The organism is Halobaculum sp. P14, assembly GCF_051195155.1.
Classification (GTDB): Archaea; Halobacteriota; Halobacteria; order Halobacteriales; family Haloferacaceae; genus JBNTKA01.
Map to the genome: position 1 here is coordinate 63,956 of NZ_JBNTKB010000002.1, position 19,601 is coordinate 83,556.

Below are 19,601 nucleotides of genomic sequence, written 5' to 3' on the forward strand. Positions count from 1 at the left end.
CGCTTCGTCGTCTCGCTCCTGAATCAGTCGTCGTTGCCGCTGTCGTCGTTGCCGCTGTCGTCGTTGCCGCTGTCGCCGTTGCCGCCGTCAGTGTCCTCGTCGTCGCGTCGCGCGACCACGGATTCGCCGGCGCGGACGGCGTCGCCGCGGCTGACGCGGACGTCCGCGACGTCGTACTCCGGCGGGAGGACCACGTCGGCCCGCGAGCCGAACGCGATGTGGCCGATGCGGTCACCCCGTGTCACCGATTCTCCAGGTGAAACGTAGGGGGTGATTCTGCGGGCGAACCAGCCTGCGATAAGCGCACCGTCCGCGGCCCCGACGCGGTACTCGACGCGTTCGTTTCGACTGGAGTCCTTCGTGAACGCCGGGCGGTGGGCGGCGCCGCGGTGGTCGACGCGGGTGACGTCGCCGCCGACCGGGGCGCGCGTGACGTGGACGTCGAGCGGGCTCATGAACACGCCGACGCGGACGCGGTCGCCGTCCTCGCGGAGCACGGAGACGTGGCCGTCTGCCGGCGAGAGCACGCCGTCGCCCGCCGGGGAGCGCGGCGGGTCGCGGAAGAACCAGACGACGAACGCCGCGGCGGCGACGAGCGCGGCGGCGGCCGGCGGGAACACGACGAGCGCCGGGGCCGCGGCGACGAGCGCGGCGAGCGCGTACCTGCGGCCGCCGGGCGCCAGCCTCATTCGGCGTGAATCGGGGTCCGCGTCGTGTCGCGGCCGGCGGCCCACGCCGCGAGCAGGTGCGTGACGTGCAGCCGGTCGTCGGTGCCCTCAGACAGCTCCACGTCGACCTCGCCGGCGAGCTTGTGGAGCCGCGCGACCTCGTCGGCCGACGCGTCGGACTTCGACCGCGCGACGCGCAGCACCTCGCGGAGCAGGTCGCCGCCGTCGAACCCGGCGTCGTGAAGCAGGTCGTCGACGACGCTGCGCGCCTCCGCGAGGTCGCCGTCGCGGGCGGCGGTGATGGCGTCCAGCACGTCCTCGTCGGTGCCGACGTCGTTCAGCGTCTCGTAGGCGGCCTGCATCGTCAGTTCGCCGTGGTCGACGGCGGTCGCCTGCGCGGACAACACCGCCTCCCGGAGGTCGCCGCCGGCCGCGGACGCGACGAACTCCAGGCCGTCGTCGTCGTAGTCGACGTCCTCGTCGTCGCAGATGTCGGCGAGCACCGCGATCGTCTCGTCGGTGGTCGGCGCCCGCACCGGCACCGGGAAGCACCGCGACCGAATCGGCGGAATCAGCTTCGAGGGCTGCCGCGTCGTGAGGACGAACTGCGTCGTCCGGTGGTGCTGCTCCATGACGCGGCGCAGCGCCTGCTGGAAGTCCTCCCGAATCGCCTCGGCGTTGTCCAGCACGACCGTCTTGAACTCGCCGCTCATCGGCGCGTTCGCCGCCGACTCCTTCAGCACCCGGTTTATCATGTCGCGTTTCGCCATCCGGCTCCGCCCTTCGAGGAACGACGCGAACCGCGGGTCGGTCCGAATCTCCTTTTTTGTCCGGTCGAAGAAGTCCGCGACGTTGATCTCGATGAGGTCGTTGTCCGGGTCCTCGTGCGTCTCCCGCGCCAGCGCGCGCACCGCCGCGGTCTTCCCGACGCCCGGCGGCCCCTGCACCACGAGGTTCATCGGCTCGGCGGCCGCCCGCGACAGCCGGTCGCGCACCTCCGCCTGCGGCACCTCCGACAGCGACGGGGCGTGCGTGTCGGTCCACAACGGGCCGTCCATTACCGGTGTGTAGCCGGGGCGGGGCTATGAACTTGGCCGTTCGAGCCGCGGCGGCCCGGCTCCGGCCACCCGCGGGCACCAGCGCCCGCTTCCCCGCCTATGCCGCCGAACCGACGGACGGCTCCGGGGTAAACTCCGTTTAATCCGGGTTTCGCGTCGGCGGGATTGACACTCCGCGGGGCCGAGAGTGCGACGTATGACGGGAGACGCGTCCGGGCCGGCAGCCGTGCTCGTCGTGGCGGGCACGGAGTCGGCGCGCGACCGCTACGCCGAGCGGCTGGAGCAGGAGTACAGCGTCAGAACCGTCGGGTCCGGAGACGAGGCGGTCGGCCGCGTCGCGTCGGCGGACCGCGGGCTCGACGTCGCGCTCGTCGATCGAGGCACCGTCGACGCCGACGCGGTGGCCGCGCGCATCCGCGCCGCGTCAGAAGCGGTGCAGGTCGCCTGCGTCGCCGGCGCCGACGCCGACGCGGCCGGCGTCGACGTCTCCGCGCTCGGCGCCGCCGCCGACGCTGACGCCGCAGCAACGCGGACCGCTGCGCCGCGGACCACGACGACGGCGGCGCCCGACGACCTGCGCGGACTCGTCTCCGAGTTGCTGCTCGTCGGCCGGTACATGGCGCGGGTCCGGCAGTACTACGACGTGGTCGCGACGCGGGCGACCCGCGACGGCCGCGGCGACGCCGACGCCGGCGTCGACCGGGCGGAACTGGCTCGGCGCCGCGACGAACTGGAGTCCGAACTGGACGAACTCCGGTGTCGGCTCTGCCCCGACGACTACGACGCGCTGTTCAGAGGGGTCGGCGGGCCGCAGTCGCCGTCCGGTCAGAACTTCTCCAGCAGCCCGTCGTAGAAGCCGTCGCCGTCGGTTTCGTCCGCGAGCTTCTCCACGATGAGCTCCGGCGTCGACCGCGCGAGGTGGTTCTTCTTCGGCGACCGGTTCACGACCAGTTCGCCGTCCTCCAGCCCGACCGCCTCGATGCCGTCGACGGCGACCGGGAAGTCCGCGGCCTCCCGGATGTCGCCGGCGAGGTGCGAGACGAAGACGGCGGTGGCGCCCTGCCGGTCGAGCGCCTCCAGGATGCCGGCGATGATTTTCGCGGAGGCGCCCGGCTCCGTGATAGATTCGAGTTCGTCGACGAGCACCAGTCGGCCCTCGGCGCCGTCGACGAGGTCGCCGAAGTCGCGCAGCGTCGACTCGAACGCGCCGGCGTCGAGCGTCCCCTGCGACTTCGCGTAGTAGTGGAGTTCGGAGACGCGGCGGAGCCGCGCCGACTCGGCCGGCACGGGCAGCCCCATGTGCGCGAGCGTCGCGACGAGCGCGACGAGGTCCAGCGTCGACGTCTTCCCGCCGGAGTTGACGCCCGACAGCAGCGTGACGCCGTCGACGCCGTAGTCCACCGGGTCGACGTCGCCGTGCGGGACGTCGAGCAGCGGCGAGCGCCCGCCGACGATCTCGAAGCCGCCGGCCGCGACGCCCGCGTCGTCGGCGTCGTCGGCGTCGTCGGCGTCGCCGTCGGTCCCCGCCGCGTCGCGGTCGACGAACTCCGGCATCGTGCAGTCGAAGTCGCGGGTGAACCGGGAGACGGCGAGTTCGACGTCGAGTTCGAGCGCGTCGCGGACGAGCGTCTCGACCGGCTCGCGGAGCGCCGCGAGGTCGGATGCGAGGTCGGCTTTCAGTTTCGCGGCGCGCTGGTCGCGGGCGGCCTTCAGCTCGGTTCGCAGCCGGTTCACGGGGTCTTCGTTGCGCTCGACCGGGAACGACGGGTCGCCGGCGAACACGCGCTCGGTGAACTCGGCTTCGTTCTCCTGGAGCTGCAGCGCGTCGACGACGTGCTCGCGGGCCTTCCGAACCGCCTCGTCGTACTCGTCGGCGAGCTCCCGGGAGAGCAGCTGGTCGACGCGGGCGCCCTGCTCGACGAGCGAGAGGAAGTCCTGCCCCTCGATGGTGACGTCGCGTTCGCGGATGGCGTCGCGGAGGTGGTCGTTCGCGACGGACTCGGCGGTGCCGACCGCGGCGTCGAGGTCGTCGACGGCGACGCTCAGCCGCTCCAGTTCGTCGTCGCCGAGCACGGTGCCGTCGTCGTCGACGCGGCCGAGCGCGTCCCGGAGATCGTCCGGGTCGCACGCCGGGTCGATGCCGGCTGCGTCGTGGACGTCGAGCGCGGCGTGCAGCCGCTCGCGGTTCTTCGCGAAGAAGCCGAGCAGGCGCTCCGGGACGACCTCCTCCGGATGATCTTCGGCGTCCGGGAGGACGCGGACGTCGCCGTCGACGTCGACGCCGGCGAACTCCTCGTCGAGCGCGACGACGGTCGCGTACGACCGCGCGAGTTCGGCGAGCCCGCGGGTGTCCTCGACGACTTCGACCGACAGCTCCGGGAACGCGGCCTCGGCCTCGGCGTAGCGCTCGGCGTCCGTGGTGGCGAGCGCCCGGTCGCGGACGCGGAGGCCGCGCGGCTCCGCCAGCGGCTCGACGCCGCGGAGCGCCGCGACCACGTCGTCGTCCGGGTCGCGGTCGGCGGCGGCGCGCGCCCACTCGCGCACCTCGTCGATGCGCGACTGCGTCGGGCTCGGGTACAGCGTCCGGAGCCGCTGTTCGGCGTAGTCGGTGACGGCGCGCTCTTGAAGCAGCGCGAGCGCGTCGTCGTAGAGTTCGGCGGCGCGGTCGGTGGCGGCCCAGCCGCCGGGGTCGTCGTGGCGTCGGCGGACGGCGCCCCGCGCAATCGCGGCGGCGCGGCCCTCGGAGACGCCGGGCGCGCGGGCCAGCGTCGCCACGTCGCCGTCGCGGAGCGCCGCCTCGGCGCCGTCGAGCGCCGCGAGCGACTCGGCCGTTTTCTCGCCGACGCCAGGAATCGACGTGAACTCCATCGCGTCGGGGTTCGGCGTCTTCGTAAAAAACGTTCGCGGGCCGGAGGAACTGGTCGGCGACCGATTCGGCTACCCGTCGCTGTCCGTCGCGGCCGCCCTTGCCGGCGTCGTCGCTGCCGGCGTCGTCGCTGCCGGCGTCGTCGCTACCCGTCGCCGTCGTCGGAACCGCCGGAATCGTGGCCGACGACGTCCCAGCCGACCGCCTCTTCGACCTCCTCGATGAAGTCGGTGAGCGCGTCCGGCGCGACGCTCGTCCGCTCCTCGCTGTGCTCCTCGCCGGCGGCGTTCCGCTCGATGACCTCCTCGGTCTCGGAGTCGTAGTAGAACGGCGCGCCCTCGGTGTTCACGCCGAACAGGACGCCGTTTTCGATTTCCGCGGGGTGGTCGGCGTGTTCGACGGCCTCGACGCTTTCGACTTCGGTCGGTCCAGCGCGTCGCATACCGCACGGTTGGCCGCGGAGCGGGGAGTGGCTTGTGGCGGCGCCGGCGACGCCCCCGGCTGTCGCGGGGCTTTTGCGTCAGCGCTCCGTGAACCGGAGTATGGACGACGACGTCGCGGCGAAGGCCGCTGCTGTACGGGAGGAACTCGCGGAGCGCGACGGGGTGCTGGTCGCGTTCTCCGGCGGCGTGGACTCCAGCGTCGTGGCGGCGCTGGCGTACGACGCGCTCGGCGCGGACGCCGTGGCGTGCACCGCGAAGAGCGAGACGCTGCCCGCCGAGGAACTCGGGGACGCGACGCGGGTCGCCGACGACATCGGCATCACGCACGAACTCGTGGAGTTCTCGGAGCTGGACGACCCGGAGTTCGTCGCGAACGGCGACGACCGCTGTTATCACTGCCGGACGATGCGGCTGTCGAAGATGTACGAGGCGGCGACCGAGCGCGGCATCGGCACGGTCTGTGACGGCACGAACGCCTCCGACCCCGGCGAGGGCCACCGCCCCGGGCTGCAGGCCGTCGAGGAACTGGACGTGTACTCGCCGCTGCTCGACGCCGGCATCACCAAAGACGAGGTGCGCGAAATCGCCGCCGACTACGGGCTCGACGTCGCGGACAAGCCGTCGATGGCGTGTCTCTCCTCGCGCATCCCGACCGGGCTCGAAGTGACCGAAGCGCGGCTGAGCCGCATCGAGAAGGCCGAGAAGCTGCTGCGGACCTGGGGCTTCTCGCAGTTCCGGGTGCGCGACCACGACGGCCTCGCACGCATCGAGGTCGGCGCCGACGAACTGGCGGCCGCGCTGAACCCCGAGTTCGCCGCCGCCGCCCGCGACCACCTCACCGACCTCGGCTTCGACCACGTGACGCTCGACCTCGGCGGCTACCGCACCGGCAGCGTCAGCCCCGCCGACAGCGACGACGCCACCGACCCGGCGCCCGGCGCGGACGCGACCACCGCCGCGGACAACGCTGCCGGCGACGCGGCCGAGGACGCTCCGAACCTCGTCGACCGCGCGGCCGTCGACGACGCGCTCTCACGGGAGTACCCGTCGTCGTAGGCGGCGACGCGGCCCACGGCGCAGAACAGTTTTCGCGGGTGGTCAGCCGGTCAGTTCCCGGTCCAGCGGAGCAGCGCGAGCGTCCCCTCGAACAGCGCGATCATGGTGACGCCGACGATGATGGGGGCGAACCCGGTCGGGTCGACGGCGATGAAGGTGAACGCGAGCCCGAGGAACGCGCCCCAGAAGATGAGGCGGCGCTCCTCCATCCACTCGCGGCTCACGACGTTCATCGTGATGGCGAGCTGGACGAACAGCGGAATCTGGAACACCACCGCGAAGTAGCCCATCAGGATGAGGATGAGGTTGAACGTCTCCTTCAGGCCGAACGCGAGCACCGCCGTCGTCTTGGTGTAACTGATGAAGTAGTCGAAGACGAACGGGAGGACCACGACGTGCGCGAACGTCGCGCCGACGACGCCGAGCACGAAACTGGTCGGGACCGCCGCGAGGTAGTACCGGCGCTCGTGCGGGTACAGCCCGGGGCGCATGAACCGGTACGTCTGGTAGACGAACACCGGCAGCCCGACGAGCAGCCCGGCGAGTCCGGCGACCTTCAGTTTCGTGAGGATGAACTCCAGCGGGCCGTAGACGTGCGGCTTGTACTGCTCCAGCCCGATGTGGTAGTCCCAGAAGTACCGGATGAGCTCCTCGGCGCTCGGCACCGGGAGCTGCAGCGTCGTCCCCGGAACGGTGACGGTGTCGAGGGCGGAGCCGATGAACAGCACAGTGAGCGACACGACGGCGCCGATGCCGAGCACGACGGCGAGCCGCCGCATCATCTCCTCGATGTGCGCGGTCAGCGGCATCTCCTGGTCCGACTCTGGGCCTTCGCCGCCGCCGAGCGCGTCCATGCCGCTCTGGACGGCGTCCATCCCCGCCTCGGCGGCGCGCTCGACGCCCTCGGCGGTGCCGCCGGGTTCGGCGCCGACGGTGTCTGCCTCCTCCGCCGGCTCGGCGCCGGGCGGCGCGCCCTCGTCTGCCTCGTCCTCACCTGACTCGCCTTCAGCGGGCTCGACCTCCGGCTCCTGCACCGTCACGTCGGACTCGTCGCCCGGAAGCTCGTCGGCGTGGCTCGGCTCCGCTTCCTCGTCGCCACCGCCGGTGTCGTCGTCGTTGCCTTCGTCGTCGCCGTCGCTGTCCGCGTCGCTGTCCGCGTCGCCGTCAGCGTCGCCGTCAGCGTCGCTGTCGGCGGCGGGTTCGTCGCCGGCGTCGACTTCGTCGTCGGTGCTGACGTCGTCGTCCGCCGGGCTCTCGGCGTCGTCGTCGCCGTCCGCCTCGCTGCTGGCGCCGTCGGGGGTATCGGCGTCGTCGTCGCTAGCGGTGGTGTCGTCGTCGAGGTCGGAGTCGGTCCCGTCGCGGTCGACGTCGCCGCCGTCGGTCGGCTGCGAGTCCTCCGCGGGGTCCGAGTCCTCGGGCATCTACCGCACCTACACCCCCGGGCGGTTATAGGCCTTTTCCGATGCGGTCGGCGGGACGTTAAGAAAAAGGTTGATAACCGGGAGGAGGCTCCACCCGTGTATGTCGAGCGCGCTCGACGAGGACACCCAGCAGACGCTGGCGGAGGGGCGGGAGACCGCCGGCGCCATGCTGCGGGCCGCCCAGAAGGACCTGCAGAAGGTGTTCATCGTCTTCCTCATCGGGTTCCTCGGGACGTTCTACGCGCTCAGGCTGTACGTCTGGTCGTTCCTGAAGTCGGTGACGAAAGCCCGGCTGGACTCGCTGACCGCCGGCGAGGTCGAAATCATCGCGCAGACGCCGTTCGACGTCATCCTGCTGCAGGCGAAAATCGGGCTCATCGTCGGCATCGTCGTCGCGCTCCCCGTGTTCCTCTACTTCTCGCGGGACGCGCTGGTCGCCCGCGGACTGTGGCCGGACGTCCCGGTGGCGCGGTGGAAAATCGGGCTCATCGCGCTGATGGCGGCCGGGCTGTTCGCCGTCGGCGTCGCGTACGGCTACCTCGTGTTCTTCCCGGTGATGTTCGCGTTCCTCGCGAACAACGCGCTTTCCGCCGGGATTCAGCCGAGCTACTCCATCGTGAAGTGGGCGCAGTTCATCGGGCTGTTGACGTTCTCGTTCGGGTTCGCCGCGCAGATGCCGCTCGCCATCACGGCGCTGTCGTACGCCGAAATCGTGCCGTACGAGACGTTCCGCGACAAGTGGCGGCACGCGGTCGTCCTCATCTTCGTGTTCGGCGCCGTCTTCTCGCCGCCGGACCCGTTCACGCAGATCATGTGGGCGGCGCCGCTGCTGGTGCTGTACGCCGCGTCGCTGTACCTCGCGAAGGTCGTCGTGACCGCCAAGCGCGGCAGCGAACGAATCGACGCCGTCGCGACCGCCCGGATCCACTGGAACGCGCTCGCCGGCGCCGCGGTCGCCGCGGCCGCCGCCGTGTTCCTGTTTTTCACCCGCGGCGGCCCGGCGGCCGTCAACGGCGTCCTCGACGGATTCACGTCGGTCCGCGTCCCGGCGCTCGGAACGCCCGGGGCGGCCGCGCTGGCGGTCCTCGCCGCCGTCGCCGCCGCCGCAGTCGCGCTGGCGTACTTCGTCTACCAGGAGCTGGAGGCGGTGACGGAGCTGTCGGAGCCGGGTGAGCCGGCGGCCATCGACCTCGAACCGCTGGACAAGGCCGGCGTCGAGGCGGCGCCGCCCGAGGCGTTCGCGGCGCTCTCGGAGGAGGAGGCGCTCGCCGCCGCGCAGGCCGCCATCGACGAGGGAGACAACGGGAAGGCGCAGGCCATCCTCGACCGGTGGGACGAGGCCGACCAGTCCGCCGGCGGCGAAGCCGGCGCCGCGGAGACCGGGGAAGTCGGCCCCGCGGACGCGACCCAGCCGCCCGGTCCGACGCGCAGCGGCCCGACGCACGACCTGTTCGCGGCCGACGTCGGCGTCGTCGGCGCGGTCCGGCGCGGCGCCGGCTTCGTCGACTGGCGGAGCCGGCTGCGGGCGCTGTGGAACGTGCTCGCCGGCATCGCCGTGCTCGTGTTCGGCGTCGGCTACGCGCTCGTCGAGCGGCCGGCGCTCGCCGACCGGCTCCTCACCGCGTACGGGACGAGCGCCGCGGAGCTGCTGGCCGCGCTTCCGGTGTCCGGTGCCGTGGCGCTCGCGCTGTTCGCGGCCGTCGGCGTCGGCGGCGCGGCGCTGCTCGGCGCGCTGCTCGCGGTCTACTTCGCGTACGTCGCCGGCACGGACCCGACCGGCGTCGACGTCGAGGCGCTGTCCGCCGAACAGGTGCGTCGCGCGCCGACCGAGACGTTCGCCGCGCTCTCCGAGCGCCGCGCGAACTTCCTCGCGAGCAGCGCCAACGAGGCCGGCGACTCCGAGAAGGCGCGGGCGATTCTCGACCGGTTCGACGACGTCCAGGCCGCCCGCGAAGCCGCCGCCTCCGGCGAGTCGGAGTCCGGGCCGACGTCGGCGAGCGAGGCGGCCGGCAGCGTCCCGGGCGTCTCCGAGGACGTCGGCGACCGGGCGTCGCGCGCCACCGGGACGTTCCTCGAAGGGCTCACCGACGGCGAGTCCGGCGAGGAGGAGATCGGCGGCTACTACGACGACCTCGCGTTCATCGCCGACTCGCTGCGCTCGCGGATGTTCCACGTCGTCGCCGTCTTCGGCGTCGTCATGGTCTCCGTGTTCGCGTGGCTGTACGCCGGCGGCATCGGGACGGTCCGCGAGAGCTTCGTCGACCGGCTCCCCGCCGAGGTCGTCGGGCCGGAGGCGCAGAACTTCGCGGTCATCGCGCTCCACCCGGTCGAGGCGCTCATCTTCGAGGTGAAGATCTCGACCATCATCGGCGTCGTCGCCGCGGTCCCGGTCGCCGCCTACTACGCGTGGCCGGCGCTCCGTGACCGCGGGTTCGTCCGCGGCCGCCGCCAACTCGTGTTCGGCTGGCTCGCCGCGCTCCTCGTCGGCCTGGCCGGCGGGCTCTACCTCGGCGCGTACTACGTCGCGCCGACCATCATCTCGTATCTCGTCGGCGACGCGCTGCGCGCCGGCATGGTCATCAGCTACCGCATCAGCGACTTCTTCTGGCTCGTGTTCTTCACGACCGTCGGCGTCGGGCTGCTCGCGGACATCCCGGTGTTGATGCTACTCCTGAACTCGGTCGGCCTGTCGTACGAGTCGATGCGGAGCCGGTGGCGCGAAGTCACGGTCGCCGTCATGCTGTTCGCGGCGCTGTTCACGCCCGCCGACGCCATCACGATGTTCCTCGTCACGATTCCGCTGATGGTCGCCTACGGCGTCGGCATCCTCGTCCTGTTCGTGGTGACGCTCGGCGGCCGCCGCAACCTCGCCGAACCGACCGTCAACCTCGAACGCACCCCGAAATCGGAGTCCTGACGGGGCGACACGTCAGCGGCCTCGCCGCCCGACCTCGTTCTGTCGACACCTCACCTCCGCTCAGCGACCGAGGGCACCGTCCGCCGTTCGGCGCGTGGCGGCCGCGCTGTGTCGCGGCCGGAGGCGCGCGAGGGGCGGCGGCGCGGCCGAGCGGCAGCGAGGCCGCGCCGGCGTCGGCTGGGGAGGGTGAAACCGGCCGCTGGCCACCTGACCCGTGGCAGGCCGGTCCGCCGGACGGACGGCCCGCTGCCGGCTCATCCGCCGAACGGCCCGCCGGAGCCGCGGTCAGTAATCCTCAAGTATTCCCTAGAGAATCTGGAAGTATGCCAAAGATAAGCGTCGAGATTCCGGCGGAGCTGCTCGCGGACCTCGACGACCACGTCGGCGACGACGGGAAGTTCGTCAACCGGAGCGACGCCATCCGCGCGTCCGTCCGGAAGACGCTCGACGTGCTCGACGAAATCGACGACCGACACGGCCGGCTCGACGAGGACGACGATGCGTAACGAGCCGCGGAAACTCGGCGTCCCGACCGCCGCGGTCGCGCTGACGGCGCTGTTCGTCGCCGCGCTGGTGACGGCGCAGGTGATTTCGGCGAAGCTGCTCGCGCTGTCGCTGCCGCTCGTCGGCGCCGTCACGGCGCCCGGCGGCACCCTCGCGTACGCCGCGACGTTCTTCGCCTCGGACTGCCTCTCGGAGCTGTACGGCAAGCGGTACGCCCAGCAGGTCGTGAACGTCGCGTTCACGATGAACTTCGTGCTGCTCGCGCTCGTGTTCGCCACCATCGCGCTGCCGGCGGCGCAGGGCTCGGTCGACCCCGAGAAGTTCGCGACCGTGCTCGGGCTCTCCGGGAACGTCGTCGCCGGGTCGCTGTGCGGCTACGTCATCAGCCAGAACTGGGACGTCATCGTCTTCCACCGCATCCGCGAGGCCACCGACGGCGCCGCGCTGTGGCTCCGCAACGTCGGCTCCACCGCGACCAGCCAGTTCATCGACACCGTCGTGTTCACCGTCGTCGCGTTCGTCGTCGCGCCGCAGGTGCTCGGCTCCGGCGCCGCGCTGCCGTGGAGCGTCGTCGGCTCGCTCATCGTCGGCCAGTACGCGCTGAAACTGCTCATCGCGCTCGTCGACACGCCGCTCGTCTACGCCGCCGTCGGCCTCGCGCGCCGCGGCGACGCCGACGACGCAGCCGCCGGCGTCGGAAACTGAGTGACTGACGAGCCGAGCCGGACGACCCGCTCGCGCTCGACACCGAACTCTCCCGTTCCCGTTTCTGTTTTGCTCGACTCGGCCACGGCTCCGGCACCGAGGGCTGTATCGGGTCCGCATCTGCGCACCGAACTGCCGACAGAAATTCGGCGGACCACGGAGTTCACCGACCCCTGTCCGTCGTCGGCGACCTACATGCAGAAATCACTCCAGTAGCACGGCGCCGCGTCGGCGCGTCGCGGGACGGACAGGGACGGGGGACGAAGACGGCTTCAGTCGAGGCGTTCGGCGAACGCGAACGTCGGCTTCACGTCGCCGACTCTGACCTCGACGGTCTCCCCCCCGTCCGCGCCCTTCACGAACACGGTGAAGCCGTCGACGGTGGCGATGCCGTCGCCCTCGTCGCCGACGTCGGTGACGTCGACGGTGAGCCGGTCGCCCGTCTCGACGGGCGCGTCGACGCGGCCCTTCGCGATGAGGTAGCGCTCCGAGGACTCCTTCCGGCTCGCGTCCGGCGTGAACGCCCGGACGTACTGGAACTCCGCTTCGACGTCCTCGCGGAACGGCGCGAGGTCCTGGCCGTCGAACACCTTCACGACGAAGTCGCCGCCGGGCCGGAGCAGTTCGAGCGCCGTGTCGAACGCCTGCCGCGCGAGGTGGATGGAGCGGGCGTGGTCGAGTGAGTACTCGCCGGTCATGTCCGGCGCCATGTCCGAGATGACGAGGTCGGCCGGCTGCGCCGCGTCGCCGGTGCCGTCGGCGTCACTGTCGGCGTCGCCGGCGCCGAGTTCGTCGCGGAGCCGGTCGCGGGTGCGCTCTTCAGTCATGTCTCCGCGGAGCGTCGACACCTGGTGCGCTTCGAGTTCGTCGATGCGCTGGAAGTCGACGCCGACAACGCGGCCCTGTGGCCCGACCTCCTCGGCGGCGACCTGCAGCCAGCCGCCGGGCGCCGCGCCGAGGTCGACGACGGTGTCGCCGGCGCTGAACAGGTCCGCGGTGTCGTCGAGCTGCTGGAGCTTGTACGCGGACCGGGCGCGGTACCCCTGCTGTTTCGCTCGGTTGTAGTAGTCGTCCTTTCGTCCCATTTCCCTCCAGTAGCGGCCCGAAGCGGTTATGCCGTTCGCTCCGGCGGCCGGACGCGCCGTTTCCGGGGGGTTGAAGCCGGTCCGTGCGGAACGACCAGGCATGGCCGACGAAACGCAGTACTCACTCGGGATTCCCGCGGCGAAGGCGCGCGTCGTGCACATGAACGCGGCGGGGCTCATCGTCGCAGCCGCGTGCGCGCTGCTGCTGCTGCCGCTGCTCCCGTTCATCGTCGTCTACTACCTGCTGGCGGGCGCGAGCAGCGGCAGCCGCTAACGCGGTCCCGCGGTCCGCTGCCGTGCTGCCGCCGCACCGAGCCGTCGAGCCGCCGGTAGTCCGCGTTGTCCAAGCCGACCAATCTTGACGCCGCGAGCGCGGGCGCGCGCACCCGAACCGCGGGTATTTTGAGGGGGTCAACCGAAGGTTTCCTCATATGTTCAAGGCCATCGTGAGCGCGTCGACCCTCCGGGACGCGCTCGACTCGGTGAGCGTGCTGGTCGACGAGTGCAAGGTCCACCTCAACGACGACGAATTCGCCATCCGCGCCGTCGACCCCGCGAACGTCGGCATGGTCGACCTGACGCTCGAGGCGGCGGCGTTCGAGTCGTACGAGGCCGACGGCGGCGTCATCGGCGTGAACCTCAACCGGCTTGAGGACATCGCCGGCATGGCGAACGCGGACGACCTCATCCACCTCGAACTCGACGAGGAGACCCGGAAGCTCCACATCGAGATGGAGGGGCTGAGCTACACGCTCGCGCTCATCGACCCGGACTCCATCCGGCAGGAGCCCGACATCCCGGACCTCGACCTCCCCGCCGAAATCGTGCTCGAAGGCGCCCAGCTCGACCGCGGCATCAAGGCCGCCGACATGGTGTCCGACCACATCCGGCTGCGCGTCGACGAGGCGGAAGAGGCGTTCAGCATCGAAGCCGAGGGCGACACCGACGACGTCGACCTGAAACTGGAGCGCGACGACCTCATCGACCTGCAGGCCGGCCCGGCGGACTCGCTGTTCAGCCTCGACTACCTGAAGGACATGAACAAGGCGATTCCGTCTGACGCCGAGGTCCGCGTCGAACTCGGCGAGGAGTTCCCGGTGAAGCTCCACTACGAGTTCGCCGAAGGCATGGGCCGCGTCACGTTCATGCTGGCGCCGCGCATCCAGAGCGACTGACGCCGCCGCGCCCGCCCGGTCCGCGCCAGCCCGTCCAGACGCCCTGTCCGACCCGCCCCCGGAGGGCCTCCGCAGTCCCGCCGCTCGTCACTCACTCGTTTTTCGAACGAACTCGACTCCGAACGAATCGCGGCCGTTCCGTCGCGCGGCCGCTCCGCGCTACGCGGTGCCGCGGTGGCGGTCGATGACGCGCTTTGCGGCCTGCGCCTTCTCCTTCCAGCCGTAGCCGGCCTCGTAGACGTGGCGTTTGCTGTCGACGAGCTCCTCCGGGCTCGACTCCTCGAAGCCGCCGCGGCTCCACGTCCCGGAGTTGTGCAGCCACTCCACGACGTTCTGTCTGGTCTCCTCCCACGACAGCCCGACCATCTCGTACCACGCCACCAGCGCGAACACGGCGTTGTCGTGACAGCCCGGGTACGACCCTTCGCGGTAGATCGTCGCCATCGGCTCCCGCGTCGGCTCGGACACCTCCTCGCGGTACCGCTCCGCCGTCAGCAGCGACAGCCCGGCGTCCGTCTCGCGGACGCGGCCCTCCCGCTCCAGCAGGTCCAGCGCGGCGCGGTGCAGCCCCGACCACTCGTCGTGGACGGCGTGCCGCAGTGCCTCCTCGGTCACGGTCTCGCGGGTCAGGACGGCGAGCAGGTCCGTGTACGCCTTCTCGACGTGGTGCCACTCCGTCCCTTCGAACTCACAGCCCGCGTCGTGCAGGCTGTTCGTGGTGCGACAGCCCGGGCACGGATACGCGAACCGCGGCATAGCCGGTACACGGCGACGCGCCGACTTATCTCCCGTGGTTCACCGGGCCGCCGGCCGCGCCGCCGCGAGCGCTCACGGCAGAACCGCGGCAGTTCCGCGGGCGTCCGACGAGGTTTTGCGGTCGGCGCACCGACGCCGACACGTGAACCTCACCGACCGGCCGCGTCGGCTCCGCACGGACGGCGTCCGGCCGCTCGTCTCCGAGACGGAGCTGTCGGCCTCGGACCTCATCGCCCCGGTGTTCGTGGACGCGACCACGGACGAGCGCGTCCCCATCGAGTCGATGCCGGGCCACGAGCGCGTCCCGGTGGACGAGGCGGTCGCGCGCGTCCAGGAGGTGCTGGCGACCGGCGTCGAGGCCGTCATCGTCTTCGGCATCCCGGCGTCGAAGGACGCCGAGGGGTCGCGGGCGTACGCCGACGACGGCGTCGTTCAGCGCGCCGTCCGCCGCATCGACGCGGAGACCGACGCGTACGTCATCACCGACGTCTGCCTCTGTGAGTACACCGACCACGGCCACTGCGGCGTCCTCGAAGAACACGCCGCCGAGGACCCGACGCTCACCGTGAAGAACGACGAGACGCTCGACCTGCTCGCCCGCACCGCCGTCTCGCACGCCGACGCGGGCGCCGACATGGTCGCGCCGTCGTCGATGACCGACGGCATGGTCGCCGCCATCCGCGACGGCCTGGACGACGCCGGCCACGCCGAGGTGCCGATCATGAGCTACGCCGCGAAGTACGAGTCGGCGTTCTACGGGCCGTTCCGCGACGCCGCCGACGGCGCCCCCGCCTTCGGCGACCGGCGGCACTACCAGATGGACCCGGCGAACCGCCGGGAGGCCGCCCGCGAAACCCGAATCGACGCCGAGGAGGGCGCGGACGTCCTGATGGTGAAGCCGGCGCTGCCGTACCTCGACGTCGTCGCCGACGTCCGCGAGAACCACGACCGGCCGGTCGCCGCCTACAACGTCTCCGGCGAGTACGCGATGTTGCACGCCGCCGCCGACCGCGGCTGGCTCGACCTCGAAGCGACCGCCCGCGAGTCGCTGCTCGGCATCAAGCGCGCCGGCGCCGACCTCATCGTCTCCTACTTCGCCGAGGACGTCGCCGAGACGCTTTGACGCCGGAAGCGGCGTCGACGACCGCCGAACTCCGACTCTCCCTCGACTCGGGGCGCCGCTCCGTCGCTGCCGCCGGTGAACGCCGCGGTTCGCGCCGGAACTGCACGACACAAGCGATTTATCGCCCGGGTCGCTACGGACGGCCGTGACTCAGCCCACGCCGATAGAGATGATGCCACAGTGGCTGGAAGGGCTGTTGACGTCGGAGTACGCGCTGCTGGCGCTGTTCGCGGTGTTCGTCCTGGAGGGCGCGATGCTGATGTACTTCATGCCGAGCGAACTGCTCGTCCCCGGCGCGATTCTGTTGGTCGGCGCGACGCCCGAGCGCGCCGTCGCCATCATCGCCGTGGCGGTTCTCGGCGCGACCGCCGGCCAGTACGCGCTGTTCCGGGTGGCGCGTCGCGGCGGCCGGGAGTACCTGCTGTCGAAGCGGTGGTTCCGGGTGAGCGAGTCGTCGATAGAACGGTTCGACGGCTGGTTCGAGCGGCACGGCCCGGCGGCGGTCGCCGTGTCGAACTCGCTGCTGTTCACGCGGGGGATGCTGACGGTCCCCGCCGGCTTTTCCGACCTCGACGGCCGGCGGTTCCTCGCGCTGTCGGCGCTCGGCACGCTGTGTTTCGAGTCGATTCTCGCCGCGCTGTACTTCGCCGGCGTCGACTTCCTGTTCTGAGCCGCAGACTCCGAAGCATCCGTCACGTCCGCAGAATCCGCCGGCAGCGACCCGCTCCACGATTCCGTGCTGGAGTCACCGCCCTCGGTTCGGTGCCGGGTTCGCTGTTCGTCTCGCCGACCGTCTCCGGCCGTCGGTGCTGTTACTCGTCGGCCTGCGTGACGTCGACGCGCTCGCGGAGCGCCTCCAGCCCCTCGTGCTCCGTCAGTTCCTCGACGCGCTCGCGGAAGTGCTGCTCGCAGAGCCCGACAGAGACGCCGCCCTGCTCTGCGGCGTACGCCGCGTCGCGTTCGCAGTAGTGGCACTGCATACCCGAATCTTCGCGGTCCACGGGGTTAAGCCTCTTCCCCGGAGCGGCCGGGTCGGCCCGGCCCGGACTCACCGCCTCGCGCGGCTCAGACGCCGCTGAGTCGGTCGCGGACGCGGTGCCAGTGCTCGCGGTCGAGGCCGGCGACGCCGAGCCGTTCGTCGTGGGCGTCGCTGCCGCCGGTGAGAAGCAGGTCGTGTTCGACGGCGGCCGCCTCGATTCGCCCCGGGTCCTCGTCGACGTCGTGGCGGTCGTACGGGTAGAACCGCTCCACTGCGTCGAGGTCGGCGCAGCGCTCAATGGCGGCGTCGGGGTCGTCGTAGCGGAACGGGTGCGCGAGGCCGACGAGGTCGCAGGCCTCCCGGAGGAGGTCGACGCCGCGGTCGAACGGCGTGACGTCGCGCGGCACGAAGCAGGGGCCGTCGTCGCCGATGAGTTCGTCGAACGCGCGGTCGACGTCGTACGGCGCGTCGCTGTCGGCGATGGCGCGGGCGATGTGCGGGCGGCCGAGCCCCTCGCGCGGTTCGACGTCGAGGTCGACGCCGAGTTCGGCTTCGACGGCCTCGATGATGCGGCGGCCGCGGTCGACGCGGTCGCGCTGCAGCCGGTCGCACTCCTCGCTGAGCGCGTCGGTTTCGGTGACGCCGTAGCCGAGCAGGTCGACCCGTTCGGCCGCGGTTTCGACGCGGAGTTCGATGCCGCGGACGACGGTGACGCCGCCGACCGTCGACACCGGCTCGTCGAGCCCGGGGTGGAGGCGGTCGTGGTCGGTGAGCGCGACGACGTCGACGCCGGCGCGGTCGGCCGCCGCCGGCAGCGTTTCGAGCGTGAGCGTGCCGTCCGACACCGTCGTGTGCGCGTGGAGGTCCGCGACGACCATGCCGAGGTGTCCGCCGGTGGCGAGGAAAGCCCTTGTGATGCACCGAATCCGAACTAAGGTTCATTAAGGTCACCTAGTCCGTTGGGTCAGTCCAATGTCCTACATGGACAACCATTATAAATCTCGGTGGGCTGGACTCGTGTATGCGCCTGACAGGCACCGATGCCGACCTGACCGACCACAGCTACCCCGCGACGTCCGGGGAACTCATCGACGCCTACGGTGAGTGCCGCATCGAACTCCAGGACGGAGCAGAGTCGGTCGGGACGGTACTCGGCCGGCTGGGCCCGGACACCTTCGAGTCCGCCGAAGAGGTCCGCGACGCGCTGTACGGCGGCGTCAGCGCCGAAGCCATCGGCCGACGCTTCTACAGCGACCGCGACGCGCCCGCCGTCGGCGAAGACGGCCCGACGCAGCTCTCGTTCTGAACGCACCGCGGCGCTCGGCTCCGTCGTCGCCGCGGCAACCCCCATTTTTCGAGGCGCGAACACCGCAGCGGCTGCTGCGTCGCTGTCGGTGTCGCCGTCTGCGTCGCCGTCCCCGGCGTCGCTACACCCACTCCAGCGCGCCGTCCAGCTCCAGCGGCACGCTCCCCTTCCGGTACGCCTCCGTCCGGCCGCTGGGACGCGACCGGAAGACGACGGCGGGCCGGTGGCCGACCTCGGGCTGCTCGCCGCGGACGGCCGCCCAGTCGTCGTCGAGGAACGACGAGCAGTCGACGAACAGCGTGACGCCGCCGCCGTGCGCTTCGAGCTGCCCGGACGTCTTCGTCTCGACCGTGTCGCGGACCGCCGCAGTCGGCGTGTTCGCGCTGCGGCGGTTCGGCGCCACCGGCCGCGTCACCTCCACCAGCACGGCGTCGTCGCCGCTGCCGCCCGGCCGCTCGGCGCGGAAGTCGATGACGTGGTCGGTCGTCACCTCGATTTCGGGCGTGATGTCGTAGTCGGCGAGCGTGAGCAGCCGCGCCACGTCGAACTCGCCCATCGTCGCCGTCATCCGGGTCTCGTCGAAGTACTCCGAGGTGCCGAGCTTCGCCGCCATCTCCTCGCGGTCGTCGTCGAGCACGCCGGTCGAGAGGAACTCCTCGTAGAACGACAGCGCCTCCTCGCGCGTCGCGTCCGGGAAGCCGGCGGCGTACTCCCGGAAGAACTCCCGCGTCGTCTCCGCGCCGTCCTTCGAGCAGAACACGGGGAGGAAGAACCACGACACGTACGGGTACGACTCCAGCCACGGCTCGTCCTCGTGGAGCACCGCCGTCAGTTCGCGTTCGGCCCACCGCTGCACCGGGTACGGGACCGACTCGAGCGCGTACTTCTCGGTGCGCCACAGCGACGACGGCGTCTCGGTGTTGCCGAGCCAGTAGCCGCCGGGGCCGCCGTCGGTGCCTTCGGGGCCGTCGTCGCCGTCGGTCCAGCAGAACAGCGCGAGGCTGCCGTCGTCCATGTCGAACCGGCGGGCGTCGTAGCCGCTCGGCGCCTTGAACCACGGGCTGTCCATCTCCGCGCCGAGGTTCGCGTCGAGCGGCCGGTAGACGTCGCCGCGGACGCGGTCGAGCGACCAGGTGCCGGGGGCGTATCGGAACCGGAGGGGACGAGCCACACCGTCTCTCGTCGCGGCGGCGATTTCAAGCCACCGTCTCCCGCGCACATTTATTCCGCCCAATCTCACTTTGAATTTCACCCGAATCTATAAGCCAACCAGTGCCAAGTGTTGGCACACCATGTCGATGGGTGCGTACGACGACGACGAACACGAACGCCGCGAGCAGAAGACGAGAGTCGACGCCGACTTCGCCGAGGAGCGGTCGGAGTACCGCGGTTCGCTCACGTACGACTCCGGCGACGACGCCGACGCGCTGCTCGACCAGTTCCGCGAACTCAAACAGGAGTAGCGGCGGACGGCGACGACCGCGCGGCAGCCGACCGCGACCGCGACACGGTTTTGTGACACGCCACTGCCTCCGAGCC

At 71.3% G+C, this 19,601-nt stretch carries 21 protein-coding genes; 11 read left to right on the forward strand and 10 right to left on the reverse strand.

Going from position 1 to position 19,601, the window contains the following annotated elements; all coding sequences use genetic code 11:
- Window positions 1–23: 23 nt before the first annotated feature.
- Window positions 24–689: a protein sorting system archaetidylserine decarboxylase gene (locus tag ACQUS7_RS05385; RefSeq protein ID WP_435145370.1), complete on the reverse strand. Its 666-nt coding sequence runs from the start codon at window positions 687–689 to the stop codon at window positions 24–26.
- Complete coding sequence (locus ACQUS7_RS05390) at window positions 686–1,726, reverse strand: AAA family ATPase (RefSeq protein ID WP_435123747.1); 1,041 nt, start codon at window positions 1,724–1,726, stop codon at window positions 686–688. The genes ACQUS7_RS05385 and ACQUS7_RS05390 overlap by 4 nt, the downstream gene beginning before the upstream one ends.
- A 196-nt stretch (window positions 1,727–1,922) precedes the next feature.
- Between ACQUS7_RS05390 and ACQUS7_RS05395 the strand changes: the two genes are divergently transcribed.
- Window positions 1,923–2,579, forward strand: a complete 657-nt coding sequence (locus ACQUS7_RS05395; protein ID WP_435123749.1) for a hypothetical protein — start codon at window positions 1,923–1,925, stop codon at window positions 2,577–2,579.
- Here the strand turns inward: ACQUS7_RS05395 and ACQUS7_RS05400 are convergent.
- Both ACQUS7_RS05400 and ACQUS7_RS05405 read right to left on the reverse strand, forming a co-directional pair.
- The gene (locus tag ACQUS7_RS05400; RefSeq protein ID WP_435145374.1) at window positions 2,552–4,594 is read right to left on the reverse strand and encodes a helix-hairpin-helix domain-containing protein; all 2,043 of its coding nucleotides are present in this window, start codon (window positions 4,592–4,594) and stop codon (window positions 2,552–2,554) included. The genes ACQUS7_RS05395 and ACQUS7_RS05400 overlap by 28 nt on opposite strands.
- A 143-nt stretch (window positions 4,595–4,737) precedes the next feature.
- Complete coding sequence (locus ACQUS7_RS05405; RefSeq protein WP_435123752.1) at window positions 4,738–5,034, reverse strand: hypothetical protein; 297 nt, start codon at window positions 5,032–5,034, stop codon at window positions 4,738–4,740.
- A gap of 100 nt (window positions 5,035–5,134) precedes the next feature.
- Here ACQUS7_RS05405 and larE point away from each other — a divergent pair, with 100 nt between their 5' ends.
- Window positions 5,135–6,091: an ATP-dependent sacrificial sulfur transferase LarE gene (gene larE, locus ACQUS7_RS05410; protein ID WP_435145377.1), complete on the forward strand. Its 957-nt coding sequence runs from the start codon at window positions 5,135–5,137 to the stop codon at window positions 6,089–6,091.
- Between the two features lie 50 nt (window positions 6,092–6,141).
- Here larE and ACQUS7_RS05415 read toward each other — a convergent pair whose 3' ends face one another.
- A complete protein-coding gene (locus ACQUS7_RS05415) occupies window positions 6,142–7,512 on the reverse strand; it encodes a twin-arginine translocase subunit TatC (protein WP_435145380.1) in 1,371 nt (456 codons plus the stop codon).
- A 100-nt stretch (window positions 7,513–7,612) separates the two neighbouring features.
- Here ACQUS7_RS05415 and ACQUS7_RS05420 point away from each other — a divergent pair, with 100 nt between their 5' ends.
- From ACQUS7_RS05420 to ACQUS7_RS05430, 3 genes are all read left to right on the forward strand, one after another.
- Window positions 7,613–10,429, forward strand: a complete 2,817-nt coding sequence (locus ACQUS7_RS05420; protein ID WP_435145383.1) for a twin-arginine translocase subunit TatC — start codon at window positions 7,613–7,615, stop codon at window positions 10,427–10,429.
- A gap of 323 nt (window positions 10,430–10,752) precedes the next feature.
- The gene (locus tag ACQUS7_RS05425; protein WP_435123760.1) at window positions 10,753–10,935 is read left to right on the forward strand and encodes a ribbon-helix-helix domain-containing protein; all 183 of its coding nucleotides are present in this window, start codon (window positions 10,753–10,755) and stop codon (window positions 10,933–10,935) included.
- Window positions 10,928–11,638 carry a queuosine precursor transporter gene (locus ACQUS7_RS05430; protein ID WP_435123762.1) on the forward strand — a complete coding sequence of 237 codons (711 nt, stop codon included), beginning with the start codon at window positions 10,928–10,930 and terminating at the stop codon, window positions 11,636–11,638. The genes ACQUS7_RS05425 and ACQUS7_RS05430 overlap by 8 nt, the downstream gene beginning before the upstream one ends.
- Before the next feature lie 272 nt (window positions 11,639–11,910).
- On the opposite strand, the gene ACQUS7_RS05435 is transcribed toward ACQUS7_RS05430, so the two are convergent.
- Entirely contained in the window at window positions 11,911–12,723 is an 813-nt protein-coding gene (locus ACQUS7_RS05435) for an SAM-dependent methyltransferase (RefSeq protein WP_435145388.1), read from the reverse strand.
- Between the two features lie 100 nt (window positions 12,724–12,823).
- On the opposite strand from ACQUS7_RS05435, the gene ACQUS7_RS05440 reads away from it, so the two are divergent.
- A complete protein-coding gene (locus tag ACQUS7_RS05440) occupies window positions 12,824–12,997 on the forward strand; it encodes a DUF7535 family protein (RefSeq protein ID WP_435123823.1) in 174 nt (57 codons plus the stop codon).
- Window positions 12,998–13,154: 157 nt separating this feature from the next.
- Window positions 13,155–13,898 (forward strand): DNA polymerase sliding clamp, encoded by a 744-nt coding sequence (locus tag ACQUS7_RS05445; protein ID WP_435123825.1) that lies wholly within the window; start codon window positions 13,155–13,157, stop codon window positions 13,896–13,898.
- A gap of 159 nt (window positions 13,899–14,057) precedes the next feature.
- Here the strand turns inward: ACQUS7_RS05445 and ACQUS7_RS05450 are convergent, their stop codons facing one another.
- Complete coding sequence (locus tag ACQUS7_RS05450; protein WP_435123827.1) at window positions 14,058–14,654, reverse strand: DUF7474 family protein; 597 nt, start codon at window positions 14,652–14,654, stop codon at window positions 14,058–14,060.
- A gap of 142 nt (window positions 14,655–14,796) precedes the next feature.
- Here ACQUS7_RS05450 and hemB point away from each other — a divergent pair, with 142 nt between their 5' ends.
- The gene (gene hemB, locus ACQUS7_RS05455) at window positions 14,797–15,777 is read left to right on the forward strand and encodes a porphobilinogen synthase (protein ID WP_435123829.1); all 981 of its coding nucleotides are present in this window, start codon (window positions 14,797–14,799) and stop codon (window positions 15,775–15,777) included.
- Between the two features lie 169 nt (window positions 15,778–15,946).
- A complete protein-coding gene (locus ACQUS7_RS05460) occupies window positions 15,947–16,447 on the forward strand; it encodes a DedA family protein (RefSeq protein WP_435126055.1) in 501 nt (166 codons plus the stop codon).
- Window positions 16,448–16,589: 142 nt separating this feature from the next.
- On the opposite strand, the gene ACQUS7_RS05465 is transcribed toward ACQUS7_RS05460, so the two are convergent.
- Window positions 16,590–16,757, reverse strand: coding sequence for a DUF6757 family protein (locus ACQUS7_RS05465; RefSeq protein ID WP_435123831.1), 168 nt, complete (start codon window positions 16,755–16,757; stop codon window positions 16,590–16,592).
- An 85-nt stretch (window positions 16,758–16,842) separates the two neighbouring features.
- Complete coding sequence (locus ACQUS7_RS05470) at window positions 16,843–17,634, reverse strand: PHP domain-containing protein (RefSeq protein WP_435145393.1); 792 nt, start codon at window positions 17,632–17,634, stop codon at window positions 16,843–16,845.
- Between the two features lie 143 nt (window positions 17,635–17,777).
- On the opposite strand from ACQUS7_RS05470, the gene ACQUS7_RS05475 reads away from it, so the two are divergent.
- The gene (locus ACQUS7_RS05475; RefSeq protein WP_435123835.1) at window positions 17,778–18,062 is read left to right on the forward strand and encodes a DUF5789 family protein; all 285 of its coding nucleotides are present in this window, start codon (window positions 17,778–17,780) and stop codon (window positions 18,060–18,062) included.
- Window positions 18,063–18,183: 121 nt separating this feature from the next.
- Here ACQUS7_RS05475 and ACQUS7_RS05480 read toward each other — a convergent pair whose 3' ends face one another.
- Window positions 18,184–19,233 (reverse strand): DUF5784 family protein, encoded by a 1,050-nt coding sequence (locus ACQUS7_RS05480; RefSeq protein ID WP_435123836.1) that lies wholly within the window; start codon window positions 19,231–19,233, stop codon window positions 18,184–18,186.
- Between the two features lie 121 nt (window positions 19,234–19,354).
- Between ACQUS7_RS05480 and ACQUS7_RS05485 the strand changes: the two genes are divergently transcribed.
- Entirely contained in the window at window positions 19,355–19,525 is a 171-nt protein-coding gene (locus ACQUS7_RS05485) for a DUF5786 family protein (RefSeq protein WP_435145397.1), read from the forward strand.
- Window positions 19,526–19,601 lie beyond the last annotated feature (76 nt).

What these genes read in the sequence shown, in the direction of transcription:
- ACQUS7_RS05470 (WP_435145393.1), bottom strand. Translation starts at nt 17,634, where the DNA reads ATGGTCGTCGCGGACCTCCACGCGCACACGACGGTGTCGGACGGCACG.
- ACQUS7_RS05430 (WP_435123762.1), top strand. Translation starts at nt 10,928, where the DNA reads ATGCGTAACGAGCCGCGGAAACTCGGCGTCCCGACCGCCGCGGTCGCG.
- ACQUS7_RS05395 (WP_435123749.1), top strand. Translation starts at nt 1,923, where the DNA reads ATGACGGGAGACGCGTCCGGGCCGGCAGCCGTGCTCGTCGTGGCGGGC.
- ACQUS7_RS05450 (WP_435123827.1), bottom strand. Translation starts at nt 14,654, where the DNA reads ATGCCGCGGTTCGCGTATCCGTGCCCGGGCTGTCGCACCACGAACAGC.
- ACQUS7_RS05485 (WP_435145397.1), top strand. Translation starts at nt 19,355, where the DNA reads ATGTCGATGGGTGCGTACGACGACGACGAACACGAACGCCGCGAGCAG.
- ACQUS7_RS05435 (WP_435145388.1), bottom strand. Translation starts at nt 12,723, where the DNA reads ATGGGACGAAAGGACGACTACTACAACCGAGCGAAACAGCAGGGGTAC.
- ACQUS7_RS05400 (WP_435145374.1), bottom strand. Translation starts at nt 4,594, where the DNA reads ATGGAGTTCACGTCGATTCCTGGCGTCGGCGAGAAAACGGCCGAGTCG.
- ACQUS7_RS05440 (WP_435123823.1), top strand. Translation starts at nt 12,824, where the DNA reads ATGGCCGACGAAACGCAGTACTCACTCGGGATTCCCGCGGCGAAGGCG.
- ACQUS7_RS05460 (WP_435126055.1), top strand. Translation starts at nt 15,947, where the DNA reads ATGATGCCACAGTGGCTGGAAGGGCTGTTGACGTCGGAGTACGCGCTG.
- ACQUS7_RS05445 (WP_435123825.1), top strand. Translation starts at nt 13,155, where the DNA reads ATGTTCAAGGCCATCGTGAGCGCGTCGACCCTCCGGGACGCGCTCGAC.
- larE (WP_435145377.1), top strand. Translation starts at nt 5,135, where the DNA reads ATGGACGACGACGTCGCGGCGAAGGCCGCTGCTGTACGGGAGGAACTC.
- ACQUS7_RS05420 (WP_435145383.1), top strand. Translation starts at nt 7,613, where the DNA reads ATGTCGAGCGCGCTCGACGAGGACACCCAGCAGACGCTGGCGGAGGGG.
- ACQUS7_RS05405 (WP_435123752.1), bottom strand. Translation starts at nt 5,034, where the DNA reads ATGCGACGCGCTGGACCGACCGAAGTCGAAAGCGTCGAGGCCGTCGAA.
- ACQUS7_RS05475 (WP_435123835.1), top strand. Translation starts at nt 17,778, where the DNA reads ATGCGCCTGACAGGCACCGATGCCGACCTGACCGACCACAGCTACCCC.
- ACQUS7_RS05425 (WP_435123760.1), top strand. Translation starts at nt 10,753, where the DNA reads ATGCCAAAGATAAGCGTCGAGATTCCGGCGGAGCTGCTCGCGGACCTC.
- ACQUS7_RS05385 (WP_435145370.1), bottom strand. Translation starts at nt 689, where the DNA reads ATGAGGCTGGCGCCCGGCGGCCGCAGGTACGCGCTCGCCGCGCTCGTC.
- ACQUS7_RS05465 (WP_435123831.1), bottom strand. Translation starts at nt 16,757, where the DNA reads ATGCAGTGCCACTACTGCGAACGCGACGCGGCGTACGCCGCAGAGCAG.
- ACQUS7_RS05390 (WP_435123747.1), bottom strand. Translation starts at nt 1,726, where the DNA reads ATGGACGGCCCGTTGTGGACCGACACGCACGCCCCGTCGCTGTCGGAG.
- ACQUS7_RS05415 (WP_435145380.1), bottom strand. Translation starts at nt 7,512, where the DNA reads ATGCCCGAGGACTCGGACCCCGCGGAGGACTCGCAGCCGACCGACGGC.